Source organism: Sorlinia euscelidii, assembly GCF_036452135.1.
Lineage (GTDB): Bacteria > Pseudomonadota > Alphaproteobacteria > Acetobacterales > Acetobacteraceae > Sorlinia > Sorlinia euscelidii.
Genome location: NZ_JAWJZZ010000004.1, coordinates 234,677 through 259,006, shown reverse-complemented (window position 1 = coordinate 259,006; position 24,330 = coordinate 234,677). Strand labels below are relative to the sequence as shown.

Here is a 24,330-nt window from a genome sequence, read left to right as displayed (position 1 = left end):
CGCCGGATAACCTGAGGAGGTTTCGCCGCCCGGGATCCTCAACCGCCCCTTGTTCGGTGTTGATCCGGAGTTCACTTTGTCCACTCATGTCCGTCTCCTTTTTCGATCGATATGGGCGGACTCAGCCCCGCGATCAGGTCGCCTGCGTCATTTGCGGCGTCGCGCTTGATTCGTGAATCGCGCCCGGGCGGCTTCAGGTCGTCTGGCCGCCATCGACGATGATGTTCGCTCCCGTGGTGAAGGCCGCAACATCCGAGCAGAGCCACAGGACCGTGCCAGCGATCTCTTCGGGTCGCCCCATTCGGCCGATTGGTTCCTGGGCGATGACCTTCCTGCGACCTTCCTCTGTGCCGCCGGAGAAGCGATCCATCATCGGCGTCGCAATGATACCGGGCGACACGACGTTCACACGGATGTTCCTGTCGGCATAATCAAGTGCAACCCCCTTACTGAGGCCGACGACGCCAAACTTCGCGGCGCAATATGCGGCCTGCCTGGGGAAACCTTTCGCGGCGGCACCCGAGCCAGTATTGATGATCACGCCGCCGCCCTGTTTCAGCATCTGCCCGATCTGGTGCTTCATGCAGAAGTAGACGCCGCCGAGATTGACTGCGATCTGTCGGCGCCACTCGTCATTGTTAAGTTCACCGAACAACATGCCTGGTTGCTCGACGCCCGCATTATTGAAAGCGAAATCCAAACGACCGAAAATCTCGACCGTCCTGTTAATAGCGGCCTCTACTTCTGTCTCATTGGCGACGTCGGCCAGCAGCGCAATGGCGCGGCCGTTGGCCGCCTCGACCAGCTTGAGAGTTTCCTTGTTGCTGTCGTCGTTAAGGCCGACGATCGCGACGTTCGCGCCTGCTCTCGCGAATGCAAGAGCGGCTGCGCGTCCGATCCCGGTGCCGGCGCCAGTAATGAAGGCGACCTTACCGCCATAGTTGAATTTTGCCGTCATCATCGTGACCCTTCCTCCAGATCGGGGCTTTCGCACAGTCTCTACAAGGTAGGGCTCCGGGCGCGTGATGATTAGTGTCGGTAATTTGCTTACGGATATGAATTATTCTCATGAATGTCTGGCGCGAAACAGCGCGGCCGCCCAATCAATTTGTGAATATAACTCATGATGACCAGCAATCTATGCGGGCCCGACGGGGAACGCCGGTTCGATTATCTCGTGATGCAGATGATTATTCCGCGGAGGTGGCTTGGCCTATGTGCTGTTGCTACCCGCTGCAACCCTCCAGCACCGCCGGAGATCGGTCGCCCGGTCGAGAAAAGCGCATCGGCTTCGGAGCCTGATTTGCCGTTATACGGGCCGACGCGTGGGATGCGTTACACGCCTCAGAAGCCGTGCCGTTTCAGGCCGTTTTCAGGCGACCGCGCATGTGCGAAAATTTCCCCCCCCATCCTCACGCGGCCTTCACCGTCATATCGATGATAAGCGCCGCGGAGAAGAAGATCTCCTTCATGTGGTGCTTGATGGCGTGATGCGGACCGTGATGGTGAATTTGCACCGGCACGATCACATCGTAACCAGAGAGATGGGCGTCATACACGGCGTCGTCGCCATTGATCTGGCGGATCACAACGAGTTCATCATTCGTCATCAAGCGGCCTCCCCCAGTGCACTCATATCGGCTTACAAGCGTCAGGAGGGCTCAGGCCGGGGCCCAGTCTGTCTGCCATTCCGTCCCGATAAAGGCGACGCGGCGGCCCCGATTACTCTCCTGCACCACGATAACGTGCTGCTCCTGCAAATAGGTCAATTGCCGCCGGGCGCGCCCGAGGGAAAATGTGCCGTAGGCGGCCGCAATCGCGGCGTCATTCGGGCAGGGTGCGGTTTGCTGCGCCGCAAAAGCGAGCAGAAGGCCGACCCCCTGCACATCCTCAGGCAGGGCCGCCGCGATCTTGACAGCCTCGGCCCAGATCGCCCCCTGCGCATAGGCATAATCCACCCCGGCACGGATGCCACCCAGGATGAGGCGAAAGCTCTCCGGCCCGATTGGCGTCACATCAACCTGGCTGATGCGCGCCCGGAGTTGGAAATCCTGAAACAGAGCGGGAAGCGGCCGCGACGCCGCTTCGCTCTCAAAATGGACGGCCTCGACCATCTTCCATACATCCTCCGGACTGGCCTCCTCCATCAGGGCCGCCGCCTGCCCGGGCGCATTATCTGAGGGTTTCTGCCGCTCGGCCGTGTAGGCCTCCAATTGTTTAAGGAGGTCCGGCGGTGGCGGTCGGGGCTCACGCGGTGGCGGGGCGGTGAAGCTGGCCACCGGCTCAAGGATGATATCGCGCAGATCCTCACCCCGCATTGCCTCAAACGGCAATAATTCCGGCCCGGCCGCCATGCTGCGCGTTTCAACCGCGCCGATCATCACCTTGAGAGGGCGGCGGCTTAAAGCAGGCCCCAATGCCATAAACTGCCCGCGCGCGAGGTCGCGAAACCCCTCTGCCAGACGTTTCTCCATCCCCAGCAGATCGGCGGCCCGCACCATATCAATATCCAGAAATGTGCGGCCCATAAGGAAGTTTGAGGCTTCCGCCGCGACATTCTTGGCGAGTTTGGCAAGGCGCTGGGTTGCGATGACACCGGCAAGGCCACGCTTGCGCCCACGGCACATCAGGTTTGTCATGGCATTAAGGGAAAGGCGACGGGCTTCATCCGACGTGTCGCCGCCGGCGGCCGGGGCAAAAAGCTGCGCCTCATCGACGATGACCAGCACCGGATACCAGTGACTGCGCGCCACCTCAAACATCCCCGTCAGAAAAGCCGCGACAGCGCGAAGCTGCCGCTCCGCATCGAGACTCTCCAGCGTCAGAATAACGGAGGCGCGATGGATGCGCGCCCGCTCACCCGCAGCGCGCAAGGTGGTGTCGCTTTGATCCGCCGCATCGACGATCAGGTGGCCATAGCGTTCCGCCAAGGCAATAAAATCGCCTTCCGGGTCGATCACGACCTGTTGCACGGTTGTGGCGGTTTGCTCAAGCAGGCGACGCAGAAGATGGGACTTGCCTGAACCGGAATTGCCCTGCACCAACAGGCGCGTCGCAAGAAGTTCCGGCAGGTTGAGCAGGACATCGTGTCCATCCTGGCCCTGCCCCAGGGAGATTGCCGCATTCATAAACGCATCGATACCTCAGCCCGCATGTCGAGTCAGCCATTTCTCAACGGATAAAGCGGCGAGATAACCGGTGGAGAAGCAGGCCTGCAAGAGGTAACCACCGGTCGGCGCCTCCCAATCCAGCATTTCCCCCGCGACGAAAACCCCCGGTCTCTGACGGAGCATAAAGCCGGAATCAACCGCCGCCTGCCGCACGCCCCCCGCCACAGAAATAGCGCGCGCCATGTCCGCCGGTTGCTCAAGCCTCACGGGCACATTGTGCAGGGCGGTTGCGAGATCCAACCCGTCACGATGATCAAACCAGGCTTCCTGAAAAAGGCCGCGCGCCACGGGTGAGAGTCCGAGACGGCGAAGATGGTTCGATTGTGATTCCCGTGGACGCAACCGAGCCACATTCTCTCGCGACTGATCCATCGACATGATCGGTCGCAGATCAATGCGGAGTTCTGCCGCACCCTGCGAGGTGATCCGCTGGCGCAAAGGGGCTGAGAGCGCATAAATCGGTGCGCCTTCCAACCCGTTTTTCGTGACGGTGATATCACCCCGGCTTTTCCGTCCCTCAAAATGCGCCGTGACACTCTTCAGCACCGCACCCTCATGCTTTGAGAAAAATGCAGGGGACAAGGCGGCGCGGAAACCGCAATTGGCGGGTGCAAACGGGTTCAGCATGTCGGGCTGGAAATAACGCGTCCACGCCCCGTCTGACCCGGTGCGCGGCCATGATGCGCCACCCAGGGCAAGGAGGACGGCATCCGGTTTCTGCGCCGCGACGGCGCCTTCATGCGCGAATAAAATAGTGCCGCCATCACCAAAACCGCACCAGTGTGTGCGATATTGAAACGCCACGCCCCGCTCACGCAGGCGCCGCAGCCACGCGCGGAGAAGTTGGGTGGCTTTCAGCCCGACGGGAAATATTTTACCGCTCGTCCCGGTGAAGCACGCCTGACCCAGATTTTCCGCGAAATGAATGACGTCATCCGGCGTGAAACTTTCCAGCGCCGGACGCAACCACGCCGCGCCGTCACCGTATTGCTTCAGGAAGTGGTCCAGCCCCCCTGCATGGGTCAGATTAAGGCCACTCCGACCGGCAAGCAGAAATTTACGTCCCGCATTCGGCTTCTGCTCATAGATGGTGACATGAAATTTTTTTTTGGAGAGAAAATCGGCCGCCATCAACCCCGCAGGCCCCGCACCGATGACGGCGATTTCCGGGTTAAATCCTTTTGTCATCGGGTTCTGCGCATCGGTAAACTTTCCTGGATCATCTTAAGTTTCGCTTGCATCCCCCTTATAGGACTGCTTCGATTCAACGGACCGAAAGAAGTGCAGGACATCACATCTGCATGCAAGGACATTGTTCATGATCCCGCTCAATCAGCGCGCACTCTCGGCGCTTCCCTCCGGTAAAAACCTCTTTAATTACGATCGCAGCCAGGTGCGGGCGGGCATTGTCCATCTCAGCGTCGGTAATTTCCATCGCGCTCATCAGGCCTGGTATATTGACCAGCTTCTCAATCATTCCGGCAATACCCACTGGGGTATTTGTGGCGTCGGCCTGCTGGATGATGAAAATGAACGCCTCAAACGCGATGTTTTTGCGGCGCAGGATAATCTCTATACGCTGACGCGCTATAAAAATGACGGCTCTGAGACGCATCAGATTATCGGTTCCATCGTGTCCTATCTCTTTGCGCCCGACGACAGGCGTGCGGTGCTTGAGAGAATGGCCGCGCCGGAAATCAGGATCGTCTCCATGACGATCACGGAAGGCGGTTATAATCAGGAGCCGGGCACGGGCCGTTACCAGATCGATCATCCCGCGACACAGGCGGAACTGGCAGATCCGGACCATCCGCACTCCGCCTTCGGCTTTATCGTTGCAGCGCTCAGATTACGCCGCGCCCGCGGCATCGCGCCCTTTACCGTCATGTCATGCGATAATCTCCGCCATAACGGCCGCATCACTCATCAGGCCGTCATGGCCCATGCCGAAGCGCTTGACCCGGAACTGGCCGCATGGATCGAGGAAAACGTGACATTCCCCAATGCGATGGTTGATCGCATCACCCCGGCTGTCCTCAAGGAAGATGCGTTGCCGATTGATGAGGCAAGCGGCATTCAGGATGCGCTGCCCGTTATTTCAGAAGATTTCGCACAATGGGTCATCGAGGATCGCTTCGTGAATGGCCGCCCCTACCTGGAGGAAGTCGGCGTGCAATTCGTCGAGGATGTGGGGCCGTTTGAACTCATGAAGGTGCGCATGCTCAACGCTGCGCATTCTGTCCTCGCTTATCCGGGTCAGCTCGCGGGTTTCAATAATGTTCGGGACGCCATAACAAACCCGATGATCCGGGAGCTGGTGGATATTTTTCTCCGCCGGGACGTCGCGCCCACGCTTCCCGCCCCGAAAGGCATGGATCTCGATATTTATCGGGCCACGATCATCAAACGTTTCAGCAACCCCCATATTATTGACCGCCTGCCGCGCATCACGGGTGACGGGTGGAGCAAACTTGCCACTTTTCTCGCCCCGACATTTAATCATGTTGTGGAGGAAGATGGCGATGTGACGCGGATGGTCTTCGTCCTGGCCTGTTTCATCAGATATCTGCGCGGCGTCACGGATGACGGACAGGACTTCGAGCCGTTTGAGCCGCAAATGCCCGACACGGAGCGTGAAACCAGCCGCCGTGACGCCCTGTCACTCTCCGTGTTTCAGCATTTCAATCTGCATCAGCGCCCCTCCATTGTGTCGGAGATCCGTCGATGGGAGGAGCGTATCGGGCGCCAGGGGACATTGAAGGCGCTGGAACGCCTTCTGGATGGTTGAAAACGCTGAGAAATGATCCGCTTCACGTCAGGATGCGCTGTCAATATCAAGACCGATATCGAGCGCCGTCACACTATGCGTCAGCCAACCGAGTGAAATCACGTCCACCCCTGTTGCCGCCACGGAAGCGGCGGTTTCCGGCGTGATACCGCCTGAAGCTTCCGTAATGGCCGTGCGCGCGACACGTTTCACCGCGCGGCGCAGCAACTCCGGCGACATATTATCGAGAAGATAAATATCCGCCCCGCCCGCCACGATCGCTGCCTCCAACTGCTCCAGTGAATCCACTTCAAGTGAGATTTTCATCATATGGCCGAGATGGCGGCGCGCCATCGTCAGGGCGGAGGCAATACCGCCCGCAATCGCGATGTGGTTATCCTTGATCATCACCGCATCATCGAGACGATAGCGATGATTATGGCCGCCCCCCATTGAAACCGCGTATTTCTGAAGCGCGCGCAGGCCCGGCAGTGTCTTGCGCGTGCAGGTGACGCGTGTCCCGAACCTGGCGACCTTATCAACGATCTGACGGGTTACGGATGCGATCCCGCTCAGATGAGAGAGCAGATTTAAAGCCGTGCGCTCTGCCGCCAATATTGAGCGCGCATTGCCGGAGACTTCGGCAATGACATCGCCGGGATGCAGCCTGTCCCCATCCTGCTTCATCGCTGTGAAATGCAATTGCGGATCAAGGCAGGAGAAAGCAAGTCGCGCCGCAGGCAGCCCGGCCAGAACACCCGCTTTACGGGCGCGGAAAACCGCGCGCACTGAAGCCGAAGGGTCGATCACCAATTGCGAAGTCACGTCGCCGCCAATGCCGAGATCTTCCCGCAATGCCGCCTCAATGATCGGCCTCCATTCCAGATCAGGTAAGTGACGTGGCCACATCGCGCATTTCCTCATTTCTCAGGCGGTTCGTTTCAGATCGTCAATTGTCAGGACGCTGTGTCGCGGGGGCGTCGCTGGCTGCGCATCGACCCGGTAATGACTGCCGCGACTTTCCTTCCGGTTAAAGGCAGCATATGCCATGGCCGCGCCGATCAGTGCGTGATCATCATGCGCCATATCGGCTGAAAAAACCCGGTGAGCCGCCGCAAGCCCACGACCATCGCGCAGCAAACCAAGATGCTGCCCCATAACCGCCCTGACATCCGCCGCACATCGCCTGACGGGGGGCGGTCTTGGCGCGCCACGTTTCGATGGGGACAGCGTCATATCCTGCAAGGCACGCCCGACACGGGACGCCATGACACAGGCTTCCACAAGGGAATTGCTCGCCAGGCGGTTCGCCCCATGCAGCCCTGTCGCGGCGACCTCACCGCAGGCCCAGAGGCCGCCAATATGCGTGCGACCGGTCAGATCCGTCTGCAAGCCTCCCATGAGATAATGGGCGGCGGGGGTGACGGGGATGCGTTCCCGATCCGGGTCAATATGGTTTTGGCGACAAAGGCGATAAATGGTCGGGTAATGACGCCCGAACCCGTCCGGGAACAAGCCGCGTGCATCCAGATAAACTTTGTGGCCCTCGCCTTCCTGCGCCGCCACCGCCCGGGCCACGATATCCCGCGGCTGCAAAGGGTCCGTGAAAGCCCCCCCTTTTTCATTGACCAATACAGCCCCTGCACCGCGCACGGCCTCGCTGATAAGAAAGTGGCGGCCCGCAACCGCACCGATCGCGAGTGCTGTGGGGTGAAACTGCGTGAATTCGAGATCCATCACCCGCGCGCCGATGCGCAGCGCCATCGCAATCGGCCCGCCATCATGGCCACGCGGATTGGTGGAAACCGGGAATAAACCACTCGCTCCGCCACTCGCCAAAATACATTGGGTGGTCGGGAGATACGTGCCGTCTTCCAGCCACAACCCGGCGACATGCCCGTCTTGGGTCGCGATATCCGTCAGGCGTCGGCCGTGCAGAAATGTGATGTCCGGGCTTCTGGCCGCCGCCGCCATGAGGGCTTCCATCATGGCCCGGCCTGACCCGTCCCCCTGCGCATGCAGGATACGCGCCCGGCTATGCGCAGCCTCACGATGAAAATAGTAAGTCCCATCGTATCGGCGGGTAAAGGATACGCCGAAGCGCTCCAACGCTGCGACGACCGCCTGCGTGTCAGTCAGGATTGCGCGCACGGCTTCCGGGTCACATAATCCAGCACCGGCGGCGATGGTGTCGGCGATATGCTGTTCCAGCGAGTCGTCCGGCCCGATCGCTGCGGCCATGCCGCCTTGCGCCAGGTAACTGGACGTGGTCTCTGCAGGCGCGCCGGGAGAGAGGATGATGCAGGGCCGCCGTATCATCAGCGCCGTCATAAGCCCGGCAATGCCGCTGCCGATAATGACAGGTTGACCGTGCAGACGACTCTCCGGCTTTTTTAACATCAGCGTCTAGACGGCCAGCATCCGCGCCACAGCCTGACGCGCGCGCGCTGCGATCTCGGGCGGTATAGTGACCTCCGCCCCCATCGTCTCAAGAGATTTGCGGATCGATGCTAAAGTGATGCGCTTCATATGCGGGCAGAGGTTACAGGGGCGTACAAACGCGACTTCCGGGTGCATGACGGCAAGATTGTCACTCATTGAGCATTCCGTCACCAGCAGCACCTTGCCCGCACCGGATCGCCTGACATAATCAATCATGCCCGCCGTTGAACCCGCATAATCCGCCTCAGCCACGACGTCTGGCGGGCATTCCGGGTGGGCCAGAACCGTCACGCCCGGATGCAGGCGGCGATATTGACGGATTTCGCCCGGTGTGAAGCGCTCATGCACTTCACAATGTCCCGGCCAGGTGATCATGCGGATACCGGTTTCATTCTGAATATTCTGCGCCAGAAATTCATCGGGGATCATGATAACCTCCGGCACGCCGAGACTTTCAACCACGCGCCGCGCATTGCCTGATGTGCAGCAAATATCGGTCTCCGCCTTCACGGCGACAGAACTATTGACGTAGGTCACCACCGGCACGCCGGGATGCGCTGCTTTGAGGGCGCGCACATCGGCCGCGGTGATGGACTCGGCGAGAGAACAACCCGCTGCTTCATCCGGGATCAGGACTGTTTTGTCCATATTCATGAGTTTGGCGGTTTCTGCCATGAAGTGCACGCCAGCCATAACGATGACGGACGCCGCCGTATTTTCCGCCTCACGCGCCAGAGCAAGACTATCGCCCCGGATATCGGAGACGCCGTGAAAGATTTCCGGCGTCTGGTAGTTATGTGCCAGTATCACGGCATTACGCTCTTTTTTCAGCGCGAGGATGGCTTCGATATCGTCTGCAAAGTGGGCTTCCCAGGCATCACGCGTCATCAGGCGCGCCATCGGCGCGTAAAGCGCATCCCGCGAAACCAATGCTTCCCCACCTATCACCATCAGCAACATCCCCCGATTTATGCTCTATTTGAGCATAAACATTGCCAAAAAAAGAAGATATTCAAAAATATCGGTCGCGCCGCCGGAAAGTCAAGGCGCATTTCCCCAGGTCTCACGATGCGCGCGGTGACACGTTTCAGCGAGGCTCTTCAGGATGATTTGACCAGAGGCAATTTCGACCCCATGAAACGCCGGGACCCAACGAGTTCCCGCCTGAAGCGGAAGAGCTGTGCCGGGCGGCCTTTACTCGACGAGGAAAGTCCGGTCGTTTTCTCGACAAGATTTTGGTGCAGGATTAAACGCCGGAAATTCTGCTTATGCACCGCCCGCCCTGCAATCGCCTCCACCGTGCGTTGAAGCTCCCATAACGTAAAAATCTCGGGTAGAAGCTCAAAAACAAGCGGACGATATTTGATTTTGGCGCGAAGCCGCGCGATCGATGTGGCGAGGATACGACGGGAATTGCTTGTCATACTGCGCCCGAAATTGACTCCGCCGACAAAGTGCGGTGCTTCAGGCACCAGGCCTGCCTCCCACATCAGTTCATAACGTTGCAGGACGAGTTCATCGTCCCAGGCCATGCCGTCCAGACCGAAATTGAAGGCGCAGCGCTGCTGTCGCAGATGATCATTCCCCGCCCAACTCAGCAGCTTTTCCTCCAGCACAGCTACCATCGGCAATGATGCTGTGGTTTTGCGATCTTCCCACGGAAGGTAATCGTACCAGCTTTTCCACCTCTCCGTATCCGCGCCGACGCGTGTCAGCGCCATGTAGGAAATACGCGTCACGCGCGTGCCATCCGTGCAGGGAGGATCAACGAACGTGTAAAGCTGCTCAACATGGCCAAGGTGGAAGCCCGTCTTCTGCTCCACCCAGTCGCGCACACCTTTCTGCAGGGACGCATGGGTTGTCCTTAACGGACCGGAGGGCAGGCTCCGCCCCTCCTCCAAAGTGCGCACCATCGGGGTGTCGTCATGCACGGCAAGCACGACCGCGATCAACTCCGCGTTCATGGCGTGGCTTCCGCGGGGCGGGCCTGGCGGGGGGTAACCGCATCGCGACACATATCGGTTAATCCGTCAGCAATCTGATCAAGGGAGGGGGGACAACCTTTGATGACACTATTGAGCTTGACGGGCTGCTTCAGGTGAGGCGCCATCCCGCCTCTGATCACCGCATAGAGACCCGCGAAATCGCTTTCTCCGATGGCGCAGTTGCCGATGGATATGACGCCCTTTGGCGCGGGCATCACCTGCCATATATTCTGGATATCTTCAAAGGCTACGCGCGTCAGGGAGCCGGTCAGGACCATGATTTCGGCCTCATAAGGTGTCTGGACGAAGCGCAATCCATATGACAGGTCCTCCCACGCGGCGGATTGCAGGCGATTAAGATTGCCGGTGCAAAGGTCACAACCACCCCCCTGCGCATGGAATAACGCGAGAGGCGGGACCTGTCGTCCTGAGCGTGGCCTATTCCGCAGAAAATGAGCCTCGATAATCGCGCGGAGGATTAGCATATGACATCCCTCTGATTGAGGCGGAAGATGAATCTGCCCAGGATGGCCATCACGCGACGTGCATCCGGTCCACCTGGCCCGGTGCGGTGCGTCGCCCACCTGACGACGCGCTCACCTCGATCATTCGTGAACAGTTCCGCTCGCACTATCAATATGCCGCGAAACCGAAAAACATGTTAAGTTAGTGACCCTTGTGGCCCCAAAGATTATTTTTTCCTCAAAAAAGTGTTGATGACGTGCTGACACCCTGCCCCCAGAATAACGCGATTCTCAAGTCAGTGATCGATATTTCCGCTGAAGCGGCATCGGATATTATCCAATGTCGTCAGGACGGTTTTACTGTGCATAAAAAGCAGGATCGCTCAACCGTCACAACTGTTGACCGCCGCATTGAGCATTTTATCATCGAAAAGCTGCGCCATGTCACGCCCGATATACCCGTTATTGCGGAAGAAAGCGTTTCCGAGGGCCGTGCACCTTTATATGGCGATACTTATTGGCTGGTTGACCCGATTGACGGCACGGATGAATTTGCCGCCGGGGGCGATGATTTCGCGATCCATATCGGCCTTGTGCATCTCGGACAGCCCATTATCGGGGTGGTCACCTTACCGGGGCACAACATCCAGTATTATGCCGCGCGCGGGCACGGCGCCTGGCGGAAAAACGCTGACGGGGAAACGCGCATCACCTGCGCCTCTCCCGCGCCGGAACACCTCCGCGTCGTCACGTCACGACGCTGCATGAATCTCCCGCATTTCGCCGCATGGCGGAAAAATTACGAGATCGACTCCATCGTCCCGGCCGGCTCATCCATCAAGTTCATGCAGGTTGCGGAAGGCGCAGCGGATATTTACCCGCGCTTCACCCCATCGATGGAATGGGACACAGCGGCTCCCCAAGCCATCATTGAGGAAGCGGGCGGCTCCATCCGGGATTTATCCGGCGACATATTACGTTACGGCAAGGCGGGCTGGCTTAATTCAAGTTTCATCTGCTGTAGTGATCACGTGCGTGATCGGGTCATCTGGGCGTGATGACGCGGCTGTTACAGGCGAGAAGGTCGGATATTACCGAGGCCGCGCAAATGCTGCGTGACGGGCGCCTTGTGGCATTCGGGACGGAGACCGTGTACGGGCTGGGCGGCATCGCCACATCCGCTGAAACTGTCGCCCGCATTTTTGCAGCAAAAAACCGACCCGTCTTCAACCCGTTGATTTCTCACTTCCCCACGATTGAAGCGGCCTTACATGAAGTCATTGCATCGCCGATCTCACAGCGCCTCGCTGAAGCTTTCTGGCCGGGACCGTTGACGCTGATCCTCCCGCGCCACGCCGATAGCCGGATCTGTGACCTGGCCTGCGCGGGTCTCGCCTCGGTGGCGGTAAGGGTGCCCGCGCACCCCGTCGCGCGTGCACTCCTACAGGAGGTCGGGCTGCCTGTCGCCGCGCCATCCGCTAACCCGTCCGGCCGAGTCAGCCCCACAAGTGCCGCACACGTCCTCGCGGGGTTGGAAGGTCGCATCGACGCTGTCCTCGATATGGGCGACTGCCCCGTCGGGCTCGAAAGCACCGTGTTGGACCTGACTGGCGCGCACCCCGTTATATTGCGCCCGGGCGCGATCACGAATGACGCGCTTGAGCGTGTTATCGGTCCCTTCGCCCGAAGGGAGGCGGTCCCCTCACCTGAGGAAAATGACGCGGTTCTCCGCAGCCCTGGCCTGATGTCGTCGCATTATGCACCCAGTTTGCCCCTCAGGCTCAACGCCCAGGACTGTCACGAAAATGAGGCGCTCCTGGCTTTCGGCACGCCCTTCCCTGATGCGCCTCTCATCTGGAATCTGAGCGCGTCAGGCGACATGGTGGAGGCCGCCGCGCGCCTTTATGCCGGGTTGCACTTTCTTGATAAAACCGGATGCGCGCAGGGCCTTGAAGGTATCGCGGTCATGAAAATGTCGGAACACGGTCTCGGGCAGGCCATCATGGACCGGCTGAAACGCGCCGCCGCCCCCCGGACGAGGCATCCCGGGCATGACGCATCAGAGAGTCTGACATGAGCGAGATTGATATGAAGGAGATCAAAATCCTTTCCGATATTCTCGCTCTGGTGCTGGAAGAAGAAGACGGCCAATCCCATGCCGCCCTCACGGCGCTGAAAACGCGCGCCCGGAAAAACGGCACGACAGGCGGTGCCCTGAAAAACCTCTTCGCCAACATCGCCATCGACCCGCCCAAACCGACGCGCCGCCGAAGCTCCGCCGGAAATAAGGCGGATCTCGACGAGGAAAACGCCAATCTGCGCCGCCACGTGCAACTCCTGACCTCTAATCTCCAGACGCTGGATGTGCGCTTGAGAACGGCGGAAGCCCAGTCCCTCGCCCTTCAGCGGGAGATGTTTCAGGTCCGGCAATCTCATGCTGAAATCGGCGCGCTTCTGGAAATCGAGACACAAGGTCGCTCTCGATCCATGATGATGGTTTATATTGCGCTTTTCGCCGGCATCGTGCTCGGCGTCGCGGTGGCACAGCTTTATCACGCTTTCAGCTTCGCCCCGGTCATTGACAGGGCATCCTACCTCAATGAGCCTTATAATAATGCAAGGCCGTCATAGAGCGACACCCTTCAACGTGTCGGACGCAGCAGAATGACTTTTTCACTGATTTTTACCTGGGGCGGGTTTTGCAGGCAGGAGATAAAGTAAAGCCCGACGGAAAAGGCGACATCTGACAGCACGATGAAGCACCATGCGAGATCAGAGATCTGACCCGGCCCCGCGCCGCGCCAGAGTGAGAAAAGCGCAAATGCGATGGAGAGCGGCCGCAGCCCCTGTAACATGATGCGCAAAGGGTTGGCATGTCCCGGTCGGACGAGCACGCGCATACGCATAATCCCGACGAACAACGCCAGCCCCACTGCCCAGGAGAGGACGTCAAAAAACGCGGATGCCAGTCCCAACCCGTTAATCACCATGATCAGAATGACCGACGTGGCGTAAAAAAGCAGCGCGCCGAGTTGAAAGCTCATCCCGACTTCAAATGGTGGCCATTTTTCCGGCAGGCGATCAGCGATCGGCTGGAAAACACGATCCAGAATCCAGAGATCCATCTGATTGACCCGAGAAACGAACGACATAACGGCACCTTGCTGACTCGACAGAGTTCGACCATACCACCTTGTCGACATTAACAAAACCGAGCGACCCTGATTTAACGCCCTGACAAAGATCCGTTTTCAGATTCATAAATAGCGTGACCGTCAAATAGACATTTTCCACCGCTGTGATAACGTCGCGTCATATTAAAAGGGCCAGCACCTCCCATGATGAATTTTCTCAGACTCATCCCTCATTTTTTCCTGCTGGCATTCACCCTCAATGGGGTCTGGAATAGTCAGGCTCTCGCAGTCGGGCGCTTTGTCTCCGGCATGCAGGCCGGTGCCGCGGAAAATGTGCTGCGACGCACGCTCCCTAATGGCTTGACAGTCGTCATCGTGCCCAATCACTTTGCCCCTGTCGTCCGCACGCAGATGATCTACCGCGTCGGGTCAGCCATGACGACGGATGAATTCCCCGGCACGGCCCATGCGCTTGAGCACATGATGTTCAATGGCACGTCAGAGGTCAGTCGCAGCCAGCTCTCCGCCATCAGCGCGCATCTGGGAAATTTCAATAATGCTTCCACCACGGACGACATCACCCAATATTATTTCGAGGCGCCGGCTGAAAATCTCAATCTCCTGCTGCGAATTGAAGCGGATCGCATGCAGCATCTTTCGCTCACTAAATCTGACTGGCAGCGTGAGCGTGGCGCAATTGAGCAGGAGGTCTCCCTCAATCTTTCCAAGCCGATCGCGCGCTATCTTGTCAAACAGAACGCCTATCTCTTCGCGGGCTCGCCCTATGCGCATGATGCGCTGGGCACGCGTGACTCATTTGACAAAACCGATACGGCGCGCCTGCGTCATTTTTACGAAACATGGTACCAGCCCAATAATGCCATCCTCCTTATCGTCGGGGATGTTGAGCCAAAAAAGGCGTTCCGTCAGGTTGCGGCGCATTTTGGCAAGATTCCGTCGCACCCCCTCCCGGCGCGCCCCTCCTTCCACGAACATGATGTGACGGCCCGAACCATCCAAATGCAGAGCGATTACGCCTCAGGCATGTTCGTCATATCCTTTCCCGCGCCGGGCGCTGCGGATGCCGCTTACCCTGTGATGGAAGTGCTTGAGGATACGCTCAATAGTGAGAGGGGTGACCTCGCTGCCCTGCGCGCATCAGGCGAGGCGCTTTATGCGGCGGCCTCATACGCACCTCGGCTCAAAGGCGGCGTCCTGATGGTTTACGCGGCCTTTCCCCAGGGTGGTGACCCACAGCCCCTCCTGAAAAAAGTGCGTCAGATCCTCGAGAATGTCCGTCTGCACGGCATCGCCCCCTCCCTCGTCGCCGCCGCGAAACGCAAATCATTGACGGATGCCGCGGCCGCGGCCAACAGCATTGGCGGCCTGGCGTCAAACTGGGCGGATGCCCTCGCGATTGACCCGAAAGCCACGCCACAGACGTTGGCGGACGCAGTGGCCCGTGTAACGGGTGCAGACGTTAATGCGCTTGCCCAAAAGGTGTTGAAGTCAGAGAAGGCCCTGACGGGGATCATCCTGCCCAGTCAACATGCTGACGCGCCGGAACCTGCCGGTAAAGTGACGGAGAAATTTCTCCCCACCCCTGAAAAAGGCACTTCCCTGCCTGATTGGGCCAATGACGCGCTTTCACGCCTGAAGCTGCCCAAACCTTTGCCTCAACCGGAGGTTTTCCATCTGGATAATGGCCTGACGCTGATGGTGAAGCCTGAACCGGAAAGCAGGACAATCCAGCTTGTTGGCGGGGTGAAAAATAACCCCTTCTTACAGGACCCTCCGGGCAAGGAAGGTCTGCTCAATCTGACGGATCAGCTTTTCTTCTATGGCAGTTCGGCGCATGATCGCGTGAAATTTGCCGAAGCGCTCGATGATCTCGGCGCGGATGCGGATACGGGGCTGACATTTTCCGTCACGGCGCTGACCGATAAATTTGATGCGGCCTTTCACCTCATGGCAGAAGTTGAACGCCATCCCGCTTTCCGGTCGCGTGACTTTCAGACGATGAAGCAGCAGTCCATCGCGACGCTTCCTGGCGTGATCGATTCGCCGGATTACCGTCTTGACCGCGACATATTGAAGAAACTCAACCCGCCGAAAGACCCCTCTCTTCGTGAAGCGACACCTGCGTCCGTGCGCGCGATCACGCGCGAGGATGTGATCGAAACCTATCGTAAAGTGTTTCGTCCCGATCGCACCACGATCGTCGTCATCGGTAATATCACGTCGAAACACGCTCTCGATCTCATCAAATCAGCTTTCGGAAATTGGAAAAACCCGGACTCACAAATGGCGCTGGATTACCCGCCCCGACCGAACAACGAGCCCGGCGAGATTTATGTCGCTGACCCCGGGAGAACCCAGAGCGATGTGACATTGGTGGAAAATATCGACCAGGGCATTCGCAACCCGGACCGCTATGCGCTCGAATTCGGGAATGAGGTGCTGGGGGGCGGCTTCAATGCGCGCCTCTTGCAGAAACTGCGTGTGGAGACGGGTCTCGTCTATTCCGTTGGAAGCGGTTTCTCCTGGGCGCGGAATCGGGGCGCATTCACGATTTCCTATGGTGCGGACCCGGATAAAGCCGACAAAGCGCGTGAACTGGCCGCGCAGGAACTCAACCAACTTTGCGCTGCGCCGATCTCGGCAGACACATTGCGGACAGTGAAAGCCTCGATGCTGCGTGCGATTCCGATGAGCCGCGCCAGTTTCAGCAGCCTCGCCAGTATTTATCTCAGCCTGAAATCCCTCGGATTGCCATTGGTTGAGGAAGATCGGAAGGCTCAGGCGATTTTCGACATGACGCCGCAAAATGTTCAACATGCTTTCTGCGCGCATACGGCGACATCGAGGCTTGTCACCGCCATACTCGGCCCGGAACAAAATGCTGCCACGCCTGTCCCAGACGCCAAGCGACGCCATGCCGATGTGAAAGGCGGCTCTAAGGCTTCTCAATGAAATTGAGGGCCGCACCATTAACGCAGTAGCGCAGTCCGGTCGGTTGCGGACCGTCCGGGAAGACATGCCCCAAATGCCCCTGACATCGGGCGCAATGGATTTCCGTCCGCTCCATGGCGAGGCGGTGATCCACTTTCGTGCCGGCGGCGCCTTCCCTGACATCCCAGAATGACGGCCAGCCGGACCCGCTTTCATATTTCGTCTCTGAGGAAAAAAGCGAGGCCCCGCATTTGGCGCATCGATAATCGCCCCGGCGCTTCTCATAAAGGAGCGGGCTGGACCCTGGCGGTTCCGTACCGTGATTTTCGATGATGTGGCGTTGTGCCGGCGTTAAATGAGGCTTTTCATCGCGCTGGCCATCCTGCGTGCTCACGTGACTTTCTCCTGATTGAAAATGCCTGTATCCCATTGACCGGCATATAGAGAGATCTTGGCGCTTGTTCTGGCGCTTCAAGGGCTTACATAAATTTTGAGAACGCATAAACTTCGCATTTACGTCAGATGGCGGCATGATGCTGACGGAGAACAGGAGATATTTAATGGTTGCTGACGTCTTCCCGCGGCCGCGCCCGGTTATGCTCGTTATCCTGGATGGGTTCGGCTATAGTGAGGCGTATGAACATAACGCCGTGCGCCAGGCGCGGACGCCGCATTTTGACGCATTGATGCAGACAAGTCCGCATGCCTTCCTGCGCACAAGCGGTGAGGATGTCGGTCTCCCCGAGGGGCAGATGGGCAATTCGGAAGTCGGCCATCTGACAATCGGTGCCGGACGCGTCGTCATGCAGGACCTGCCACGCATCTCGCGCGCGGTTAAAGATGACTCGCTGAAAGATAATGCGGCGCTTCAGGACCTTATCGAAAAACTCAAAAAGTCCGGTGGGACCTGTCACCTCATGGGCCTTGTCTCGCCCGGTGGTGTGCATGCGCATCATCATCACATTGCAGCCCTCGCCCGCATTATCTCGGAGGAAGGGGTCGAAGTGGCCCTGCATCTCTTCACGGATGGCCGGGACACGCCCCCGCGTTCCGGAGAGGGGTTCATGGCGGAAATGGTTGACCTTCTGCCGGATGAAGCCCGGATTGCGACGGTCAGCGGCCGTTATTATGCGATGGATCGTGATAAGAGATGGGAGCGCGTCAAGCTTGCCTATGATGCTTTGGCTTTTGGCCAAGGCGCGCGTGCTGAGCGGGCGGAGGATGTGCTGCCTGCGTCCTATCGGAATGACGTGAATGATGAGTTCGTCTTACCGCACGTGATTGGCGACTATCACGGCATGAAAGATGGCGACGCGCTGCTCGCGGCGAATTTCCGCGCCGATCGCATCCGTCAGATCCTCAATGCATTTTTACAGCCGCATTTCGATGGTTTTGATCGTGGGCCGCGCATCACCTTCGTCGCAGCTGCCGGGATGACGCCGTACGGGGATGAGCTTGCCCCGCTCATGACAACGCTTTTCCCGAAGGAAAATCTTTCAGACCTCCTCGGTGAAGTCGTGGCATCGGCCGGTTTAAAACAATTGCGCATGGCGGAAACGGAGAAATATCCGCACGTCACTTATTTTCTGAATGGCGGTAAAGAGGGCGAATTAGCGGGTGAGGCGCGCATTCTGATCCCCTCCCCGAAAGTCGCGACATATGACCTTCAGCCTGAAATGTCCGCCGCCGAATTAACGGATCGCGCCGTTGAGGCGATTGAAAGCGCACAATTTGATCTCATTGTGCTGAATTTCGCCAATCCGGATATGGTAGGGCATTCCGGCATTCTTTCCGCCGCTATCAAAGCATGCGAAGCGGTGGATGAAAATCTCGGCCGCATCGATCAGGCGCTTGAGAAAGTCGGGGGCGCGCTGCTTGTGACAGCGGATCATGGCAATTGTGAGACCATGAAAAATGATGAGACCGGTGGCGCGCATACGTCGCACACGCTCAACCTTGTTCCGGTTATCCTCAAGGCCCCGGGTGTAACGAAAATTACGGATGGGCGTTTGGCCGATGTCGCCCCGACGCTTCTCGCGCTCCTTAAACTCAAGCAACCTCTGGCGATGACGGGGACGTCGCTGATCGCACCGCCGTGACCTTTTGAGTCGGGACGCTTACCTCTCCGACAAGGCGAAGCCGAACGGGTCAAAAGAGATTTGACCCCCATGGCGCAGAATGTTTTAAATCAATGTCGCCCGTTAGCGCGTCGCATGGCGTGGGGTGAAACTGTTCCGTCATGGCGGCCTCACCGCCCGGTAACGGGACAGACGTTATTTGTTGTAAGGATCTCAGGATGAAGCTCCGCACAGGTCTGATATTAGGATCAAGCTTTTTAGCAGGTTTGGGCGTGGCGTCATTCATCGGCCTCAGTGATCCGTCCCGTTACCAATCTTTGATCGGCGCAAGCGCGCTTGCGCGTGACGCTTCCCAGAAAAGCGACTCTCCGGAAGAGACGCTCAAACTCCTGAATCTTTTCGGCTCCGTCCTTGACCTCGTCAAAAATGATTATGTTGAGCCAGTCACAGACAAGAAACTGATTGAGAACGCCCTGGATGGCCTGGTCGGTAATCTCGACCCGCACAGTTCTTTCATGACCGAAAAACAATATAAGGAGATGATGACCCAGATCAGCGGCAAATTCGGGGGGCTGGGGACGAAGGTCATTTACGAAAATGGACATGTCCGCGTTGTATCGCCGATTGAGGGCACTCCGGCCTTCCGCGCCGGGATGAAGCCCGGCGATTACATTACGGAAGTCGATGGCAAATCCCTTAATGGAATGTCACTTGACCAGGCCGTAATGAAAATGCGCGGTGATCCGGGCACGAAAGTGACGTTGACCATCATCCGGCCGAAAGCACCGAAACCGATCAAACTGACTTTGACGCGTGAGATCATTCATATCCAGGTTGTGCGTTCCGCGGTGTATGGGCCGGTCGCCTATCTTCGTATCTCTGAATTTGACGATAATACGGATGCCGAGCTGCGCAAGGCATGGAGCGCGATTGCAAAGCAGCATAAAAAGGCTATCAAAGCCGTCATTATCGACCTTCGCCTCAACCCGGGTGGCAAGCTGGATCAAGCCGTCGCGGTCAGTGGCGATTTTATTAATACGGGTGAAATTGTCTCGACGCGGGGCCGTCACCCGGCGGATAATCACCGCTGGGACGCTTCGGGCAAGGACATGACGCATGGCTTGCCGATTGTCGTCCTGATTGATGGGGGCTCCGCCTCCGCGAGCGAAATCGTGGCGGGCGCCTTGCAGGATCATCGACGCGCCGTGCTGGTCGGTCAGAAGTCTTTCGGTAAAGGCTCAGTGCAATCACTCTTCCCCCTGCCGGATGGCGGGGCTGTGCGGTTGACAACGGCGCGTTATTACACGCCCTCTGGGCGGTCAATCCAGGCGAAAGGTATTTTGCCGGATATCAGCGTCAAGCAGAGTGAAGATGATGACGGCTATGGTTACCATGAGGCTGATCTGAATCACGTTCTGAGTAATTCCGGCGGTGTCAGCAAGGAAGTCTCCAAACGTGCCGACCTCCCCGCCATAACGAAATCCATCCCGGACCAGCCGCCTAAAAACTGGCCGGCCTTCAAGCTTGAGAAACCGGCAACCGATTTTCAGCTTCAGGAGGGCGTGCGTGTCGCGCGGGCTTTAGCGGGGTTGGCGGATGACGCTTATCCTCTCTCTAACCCGATATCGCAGACGGCAGTAAAGAAACAGGGTGAGGAGAAAGGCCAAGCCTCACCGCATAAGCGCGATCATGATGGTAAAGGGTAATCCGCCCCCCTCAGTCAAGCGAAATGACGATCGCGGAGGGACGTGTCTCCGGCATTTTCACGATCAGAGATGCCGGTGAATGTTCAGGCAAAAAAGGGCGCAGGGATGAGGGAGGGTGACTTCAGTGACGCATAAATCTGACTTACCCTACCGGCCAAATGTCGGGATTGCGCTTTTCAACCAGACGGGGCAGATTTTCCTCGGGCGGCGCGCTGATATGCGGCGTGAGATCTGGCAGTGCCCCCAAGGCGGTATCGACGAAGATGAATCAGTCAGAGACGCCGCCATGCGTGAACTCAATGAGGAAATTGGCACACGTGCGGCGGTGATCGTCGGGGAACATCCGGATTGGCTGTCCTATGATCTGCCATCCCACCTTGTCGGCGTCGCTCTGGGCGGTGCCTTCCGCGGTCAGACCCAGAAATGGGTCGCGATGCGCTTTACGGGGCAGGATCACGATATCCGCCTCGACCGCCATCTCCCTGTTGAATTCAAAGATTGGCGGTGGGTCGACCTCGCCGAGGTGTTTTCCTACGAACTCGGCTTCAAGCGGTCTCTTTACCGTAAAATCCTGCCCATGCTCGCGCGCATGGCGCAGAGCTGAGCGCTTTGAAAAGCGTCAAGCCTCGGTGAGCACGCCGAGGGACTGGTTTTCAACGAAGCGCGCGTAAAGCCCACCCCGGGCCAGTAACTCCTGATGCGTGCCGAATTCCACAGCCTGGCCATCGGCAAGGATGACAATCAGGTCAGCGCTCTGAATCGTCGCCAAACGATGTGCCACGACGATTGTCGTGCGTCCCTGTCGCAATTTCGCCAAAGTCTCCTGCACCTTAGCCTCATTCTCCGCATCCAGCGCGCTGGTTGCCTCATCAAGAAGTAAGAGGCGCGGGTCACGCAACAAGGCCCTGGCCAAAGCAACGCGTTGCCGTTGCCCGCCGGAAAGACGCCCCCCGCCCGGTCCGACAAGCGTGTGCAGGCCACGCGGTAATTCATGCGCGAAGTCAACGGCAGCCGCTTCCGCGGCCGCAACAACCTCCGCCTCCGTCGCGTCGGGCCGACCTATATGAATATTCTCCGCAACGGAAAGATCGAATAACGTCGTATCCTGGCTGACATAGGCGATGGCGCTGCGCAGCACTTTCAAATCGAGGTCACGCAGGTCAACGCCGTCAAGCGTAATGCCGCCCGACGTGACATCATGCAAACGCGGGATCAGGCTCAATGCCGTGGATTTACCCGCGCCGGAAGGCCCCACCAGTGCCACAGTCTGGCCAGGCGCGGCATGAAAACTCAGGTCACGCAGCCCCACACGCCCATCCGGGTAAGAGAACTGAACGTGGCTGAACATGAGATCGCCCCGCCCCTCCGGTAAATTCCGTGCGTTTGGACTTTGCGTAACGGCGGGCGGCTCATCAATAACGGCAAAAACACGTTCGACCCCGCCCAGCCCCTCCTGAAGCGCCGCATTGAGGGAGCCGAGTGCGCGGAGCGGACGGGACGCTGCAAAAAGCGCCGCGATGAAGGCGGTGAAGCCCCCGAAATCGGACCCGCCCATTGTCGAGCGCCACCCTGCAAAGCCCAGCACAAGGGCAATCGCGGTGCCGCCGAGAACTTCAAGCACCGGGTCAACGCGCGCCCGCCCGCGCGTGATCTTCATGAAAGCAACGTGCAGGAGTTCAAGAGAGTGGTCGATACGCCGGGTCTCAACAGGTTCCAGCCCATAGACACGCACCTGTCGGGCAAGGGCAAAACTTTCATTAAGGATGGAGGCGGTCTTGCCGATCTGCTCCTGCATACTGCCGGACGCACGCCGCACGCGCCGACCGAGCTTCTGGATCGGCACGGCCGCGGCGGGGTAAAGCAGCAAGGCGATGAGGCTGAGTTCCCAGTCCGTATAAATCATGGAAAGGGCGAGGCCGATCACGGTTACAACATCACCCAGCGCATTGACCGCACGCACCATGGCGTCCCGGATCGAGACCGCATCAGTGGTGAAGCGACTGGCCCATTGCGCGGGCGCTTCACGCTCAATCCGTGCAATATCTGCCGATAAAGCATGTCCGAACATTCTGAATTGAAGGTTGCGGATCACGAGAAGAACCAGCGCCTGGACGCTCAGTGACTGCCCATATTGACACAGGGCCTTCAACCCGGTCAGCATCACCACCAGCGCGGGCACCTGATAGAGGATGCGTGGGTCGCGCGCCGTAAACATATCGACAGCCCGCTTGATGACGAGCGGGTAAAGCGCGGTCAGCCCCGCCGTCAATAATGTCAGGATGATAACGGCCGTCACACGCCATTTATAATGACGGATCTCATCTCGCCAGATGCGCCAAAGGAGCGCCCTTCCCCGAGCGCCCTGAGGGTCAATTTTACGCGGCGGCGTGCGCGGCGCCATCATCGGCTTTGTCATGGCGTCTCGTTTATGTCGGCGAGGAACTGCGGGAAAAGCCCCGAAGCGTCAATGCGTATGACAGACATGCTGACAGCCCGTCAACGCATCCGCGCGCACGCCACCAATCTTCCGTCGCTTTAAGAATGGTGCCGAGCGCCTTGCCGGGTGACATGCCTTCATCCAGCAGATCGCGGCCCTGAAGGGGAAATAAGGGCGCTTCCATCGCGCTTAGGCGCGTGCGGAATTTTTGCCAGAGCTCAATGGATGTGCCGCTCGGGTCAGCGGCCTGATCCATCCAACTCCGAAGGGTCAGTCGTTCCGGCGGCACTTCCGAGAGGGCGCGACGCAAAGCCGCGTCGTCCGCCACGGGGTCAAGCAGTGGCCGGGGTGCGTTGAGAGAATTGATGAAATCAGTATCTTCACGCGATAAGCGAAGACGTTTCACCTCGTCCGGCGCTGGGCGAAGTGCGGCCAGGCGGAGACGCGGCTCAGCCGGCGCACCAAGCGAGAGAAGATGGCTGAAAAAATGCAGGTTGGGGTGCGACACGATATGTGGCAGCACGTCCACTTCCTGCATCAGGTTGAGCACGAAGGGCGCGCGGTCAAGCACCACAATGCGCATGATTTCAGCCGCGATGCGCTCTCCGGAAAGCCGCTCAATCAGTGCATGAAGATCACGTATGGCGGTAAGCGCCGCCTGATCCGGCTTCGCCACGTCAAACCGCGCCAGAAAACGAAAAAACCGCAGGATGCGCAGCGCATCTTCCCGGATCCGCGTCTCCGCATCCCCGACAAAGCGGAGGTGCCGGGCAGCGAGATCAGCCTGGCCATCGAAATAATCATGGACCTGCCCCGCCCTGTCACAGGACATGGCATTGATGGTGAAATCGCGCCGCGCCGCGTCTTCCCGCCAGTCATCCGTCCAGGCGACAACGGCATGGCGACCATCCGTGGCGACATCGCGCCGCAATGTCGTGATTTCAAAGGCGCGGCCTTCAATGACAGATGTCACCGTGCCATGGCGCAACCCGGTTGCGTAAACCTTGAAGCCCGCAGCCTCAAGGGTCTGCGTGACGACGTCCGGCGTCTGGGGGGTGGCGAGGTCAAAATCATGGACGGGCAAGTTTAATAAGAGATCCCGCACGCAGCCCCCGACAAGCCGCGCTTGCGGCAGGTGCTGCCAGAGCTTTTTCAGCGCCGTGTCGTGAGAGACAAGCTGTCTCAGAGACATTGA

Annotated in this window: 21 protein-coding genes; 8 read left to right on the top strand and 13 right to left on the bottom strand. The window is 58.6% G+C overall.

Features of this window, described 5'->3' with window-relative positions; translation table 11 throughout:
• Positions 1-193 precede the first annotated feature (193 nt).
• From CGLAMM_RS09280 to CGLAMM_RS09265, 4 genes are all read right to left on the bottom strand, one after another.
• On the bottom strand, positions 194-961 hold the full coding sequence (locus tag CGLAMM_RS09280) for an SDR family NAD(P)-dependent oxidoreductase (protein ID WP_394820225.1): 768 nt from the start codon (positions 959-961) through the stop codon (positions 194-196).
• A gap of 451 nt (positions 962-1,412) precedes the next feature.
• Positions 1,413-1,610, bottom strand: a complete 198-nt coding sequence (locus CGLAMM_RS09275) for a hypothetical protein (RefSeq protein ID WP_394818482.1) — start codon at positions 1,608-1,610, stop codon at positions 1,413-1,415.
• Positions 1,611-1,661: 51 nt separating this feature from the next.
• Positions 1,662-3,128, bottom strand: a complete 1,467-nt coding sequence (locus CGLAMM_RS09270; RefSeq protein WP_394818481.1) for a helicase HerA domain-containing protein — start codon at positions 3,126-3,128, stop codon at positions 1,662-1,664.
• Between the two features lie 15 nt (positions 3,129-3,143).
• Positions 3,144-4,358 carry a TIGR03862 family flavoprotein gene (locus CGLAMM_RS09265; RefSeq protein WP_394818480.1) on the bottom strand — a complete coding sequence of 405 codons (1,215 nt, stop codon included), beginning with the start codon at positions 4,356-4,358 and terminating at the stop codon, positions 3,144-3,146.
• A gap of 130 nt (positions 4,359-4,488) precedes the next feature.
• On the opposite strand from CGLAMM_RS09265, the gene CGLAMM_RS09260 reads away from it, so the two are divergent.
• Positions 4,489-5,958, top strand: a complete 1,470-nt coding sequence (locus CGLAMM_RS09260; protein ID WP_418115621.1) for a mannitol dehydrogenase family protein — start codon at positions 4,489-4,491, stop codon at positions 5,956-5,958.
• A gap of 27 nt (positions 5,959-5,985) precedes the next feature.
• Here CGLAMM_RS09260 and nadC read toward each other — a convergent pair whose 3' ends face one another.
• From nadC to CGLAMM_RS09235, 5 genes are all read right to left on the bottom strand, one after another.
• On the bottom strand, positions 5,986-6,846 hold the full coding sequence (nadC, locus tag CGLAMM_RS09255; RefSeq protein ID WP_394818486.1) for a carboxylating nicotinate-nucleotide diphosphorylase: 861 nt from the start codon (positions 6,844-6,846) through the stop codon (positions 5,986-5,988).
• Positions 6,847-6,864: 18 nt separating this feature from the next.
• Positions 6,865-8,337, bottom strand: a complete 1,473-nt coding sequence (locus tag CGLAMM_RS09250) for an L-aspartate oxidase (RefSeq protein WP_394818487.1) — start codon at positions 8,335-8,337, stop codon at positions 6,865-6,867.
• A gap of 6 nt (positions 8,338-8,343) precedes the next feature.
• The gene (gene nadA, locus CGLAMM_RS09245) at positions 8,344-9,330 is read right to left on the bottom strand and encodes a quinolinate synthase NadA (RefSeq protein WP_394818488.1); all 987 of its coding nucleotides are present in this window, start codon (positions 9,328-9,330) and stop codon (positions 8,344-8,346) included.
• Between the two features lie 149 nt (positions 9,331-9,479).
• A complete protein-coding gene (locus CGLAMM_RS09240; RefSeq protein ID WP_394818489.1) occupies positions 9,480-10,343 on the bottom strand; it encodes an NUDIX hydrolase in 864 nt (287 codons plus the stop codon).
• Complete coding sequence (locus tag CGLAMM_RS09235; protein ID WP_394818490.1) at positions 10,340-10,849, bottom strand: NADH-quinone oxidoreductase subunit B family protein; 510 nt, start codon at positions 10,847-10,849, stop codon at positions 10,340-10,342. The genes CGLAMM_RS09240 and CGLAMM_RS09235 overlap by 4 nt, the downstream gene beginning before the upstream one ends.
• Before the next feature lie 236 nt (positions 10,850-11,085).
• On the opposite strand from CGLAMM_RS09235, the gene cysQ reads away from it, so the two are divergent.
• From cysQ to CGLAMM_RS09220, 3 genes are read left to right on the top strand one after another with little or no spacing between them, the layout of a single operon-like run.
• Entirely contained in the window at positions 11,086-11,886 is an 801-nt protein-coding gene (cysQ, locus tag CGLAMM_RS09230) for a 3'(2'),5'-bisphosphate nucleotidase CysQ (protein WP_394818491.1), read from the top strand.
• A complete protein-coding gene (locus CGLAMM_RS09225) occupies positions 11,886-12,905 on the top strand; it encodes an L-threonylcarbamoyladenylate synthase (protein WP_394818492.1) in 1,020 nt (339 codons plus the stop codon). The genes cysQ and CGLAMM_RS09225 overlap by 1 nt, the downstream gene beginning before the upstream one ends.
• On the top strand, positions 12,902-13,459 hold the full coding sequence (locus CGLAMM_RS09220) for a hypothetical protein (protein ID WP_394818493.1): 558 nt from the start codon (positions 12,902-12,904) through the stop codon (positions 13,457-13,459). The genes CGLAMM_RS09225 and CGLAMM_RS09220 overlap by 4 nt, the downstream gene beginning before the upstream one ends.
• An 11-nt stretch (positions 13,460-13,470) precedes the next feature.
• On the opposite strand, the gene CGLAMM_RS09215 is transcribed toward CGLAMM_RS09220, so the two are convergent.
• Positions 13,471-13,980 (bottom strand): hypothetical protein, encoded by a 510-nt coding sequence (locus tag CGLAMM_RS09215; RefSeq protein ID WP_394818494.1) that lies wholly within the window; start codon positions 13,978-13,980, stop codon positions 13,471-13,473.
• 186 nt (positions 13,981-14,166) lie between these two features.
• On the opposite strand from CGLAMM_RS09215, the gene CGLAMM_RS09210 reads away from it, so the two are divergent.
• Complete coding sequence (locus CGLAMM_RS09210) at positions 14,167-16,935, top strand: M16 family metallopeptidase (RefSeq protein WP_394818495.1); 2,769 nt, start codon at positions 14,167-14,169, stop codon at positions 16,933-16,935.
• Here the strand turns inward: CGLAMM_RS09210 and msrB are convergent.
• Positions 16,919-17,308 (bottom strand): peptide-methionine (R)-S-oxide reductase MsrB, encoded by a 390-nt coding sequence (gene msrB, locus CGLAMM_RS09205; RefSeq protein WP_394818496.1) that lies wholly within the window; start codon positions 17,306-17,308, stop codon positions 16,919-16,921. The genes CGLAMM_RS09210 and msrB overlap by 17 nt on opposite strands.
• 166 nt (positions 17,309-17,474) lie before the next feature.
• Between msrB and gpmI the strand changes: the two genes are divergently transcribed.
• The 3 genes from gpmI to CGLAMM_RS09190 all read left to right on the top strand — a co-directional run bounded on the left by gpmI (position 17,475) and on the right by CGLAMM_RS09190 (position 21,302).
• Positions 17,475-19,013, top strand: a complete 1,539-nt coding sequence (gene gpmI, locus CGLAMM_RS09200) for a 2,3-bisphosphoglycerate-independent phosphoglycerate mutase (RefSeq protein WP_394818497.1) — start codon at positions 17,475-17,477, stop codon at positions 19,011-19,013.
• 197 nt (positions 19,014-19,210) lie between these two features.
• A complete protein-coding gene (locus CGLAMM_RS09195) occupies positions 19,211-20,698 on the top strand; it encodes a S41 family peptidase (protein WP_418115620.1) in 1,488 nt (495 codons plus the stop codon).
• Positions 20,699-20,822: 124 nt separating this feature from the next.
• Entirely contained in the window at positions 20,823-21,302 is a 480-nt protein-coding gene (locus CGLAMM_RS09190) for an RNA pyrophosphohydrolase (protein WP_394818498.1), read from the top strand.
• Between the two features lie 15 nt (positions 21,303-21,317).
• Here the strand turns inward: CGLAMM_RS09190 and CGLAMM_RS09185 are convergent, their stop codons facing one another.
• Both CGLAMM_RS09185 and CGLAMM_RS09180 read right to left on the bottom strand, forming a co-directional pair.
• Entirely contained in the window at positions 21,318-23,102 is a 1,785-nt protein-coding gene (locus CGLAMM_RS09185; protein WP_394819056.1) for an ABC transporter ATP-binding protein, read from the bottom strand.
• Positions 23,103-23,124: 22 nt separating this feature from the next.
• On the bottom strand, positions 23,125-24,327 hold the full coding sequence (locus CGLAMM_RS09180) for a CCA tRNA nucleotidyltransferase (RefSeq protein ID WP_394818499.1): 1,203 nt from the start codon (positions 24,325-24,327) through the stop codon (positions 23,125-23,127).
• Positions 24,328-24,330 lie beyond the last annotated feature (3 nt).

Excerpts from the sequence above, each read along its gene's own strand:
- CGLAMM_RS09280 (WP_394820225.1), bottom strand. The coding sequence starts at position 961 with ATGATGACGGCAAAATTCAACTATGGCGGTAAGGTCGCCTTCATTACT.
- CGLAMM_RS09275 (WP_394818482.1), bottom strand. The coding sequence starts at position 1,610 with ATGACGAATGATGAACTCGTTGTGATCCGCCAGATCAATGGCGACGAC.
- CGLAMM_RS09270 (WP_394818481.1), bottom strand. The coding sequence starts at position 3,128 with ATGAATGCGGCAATCTCCCTGGGGCAGGGCCAGGATGGACACGATGTC.
- CGLAMM_RS09265 (WP_394818480.1), bottom strand. The coding sequence starts at position 4,358 with ATGACAAAAGGATTTAACCCGGAAATCGCCGTCATCGGTGCGGGGCCT.
- CGLAMM_RS09260 (WP_418115621.1), top strand. The coding sequence starts at position 4,489 with ATGATCCCGCTCAATCAGCGCGCACTCTCGGCGCTTCCCTCCGGTAAA.
- nadC (WP_394818486.1), bottom strand. The coding sequence starts at position 6,846 with ATGTGGCCACGTCACTTACCTGATCTGGAATGGAGGCCGATCATTGAG.
- CGLAMM_RS09250 (WP_394818487.1), bottom strand. The coding sequence starts at position 8,337 with ATGTTAAAAAAGCCGGAGAGTCGTCTGCACGGTCAACCTGTCATTATC.
- nadA (WP_394818488.1), bottom strand. The coding sequence starts at position 9,330 with ATGGTGATAGGTGGGGAAGCATTGGTTTCGCGGGATGCGCTTTACGCG.
- CGLAMM_RS09240 (WP_394818489.1), bottom strand. The coding sequence starts at position 10,343 with ATGAACGCGGAGTTGATCGCGGTCGTGCTTGCCGTGCATGACGACACC.
- CGLAMM_RS09235 (WP_394818490.1), bottom strand. The coding sequence starts at position 10,849 with ATGCTAATCCTCCGCGCGATTATCGAGGCTCATTTTCTGCGGAATAGG.
- CGLAMM_RS09225 (WP_394818492.1), top strand. The coding sequence starts at position 11,886 with ATGACGCGGCTGTTACAGGCGAGAAGGTCGGATATTACCGAGGCCGCG.
- CGLAMM_RS09220 (WP_394818493.1), top strand. The coding sequence starts at position 12,902 with ATGAGCGAGATTGATATGAAGGAGATCAAAATCCTTTCCGATATTCTC.
- CGLAMM_RS09215 (WP_394818494.1), bottom strand. The coding sequence starts at position 13,980 with ATGTCGTTCGTTTCTCGGGTCAATCAGATGGATCTCTGGATTCTGGAT.
- CGLAMM_RS09210 (WP_394818495.1), top strand. The coding sequence starts at position 14,167 with ATGATGAATTTTCTCAGACTCATCCCTCATTTTTTCCTGCTGGCATTC.
- gpmI (WP_394818497.1), top strand. The coding sequence starts at position 17,475 with ATGGTTGCTGACGTCTTCCCGCGGCCGCGCCCGGTTATGCTCGTTATC.
- CGLAMM_RS09195 (WP_418115620.1), top strand. The coding sequence starts at position 19,211 with ATGAAGCTCCGCACAGGTCTGATATTAGGATCAAGCTTTTTAGCAGGT.
- CGLAMM_RS09185 (WP_394819056.1), bottom strand. The coding sequence starts at position 23,102 with ATGATGGCGCCGCGCACGCCGCCGCGTAAAATTGACCCTCAGGGCGCT.
- CGLAMM_RS09180 (WP_394818499.1), bottom strand. The coding sequence starts at position 24,327 with ATGTCTCTGAGACAGCTTGTCTCTCACGACACGGCGCTGAAAAAGCTC.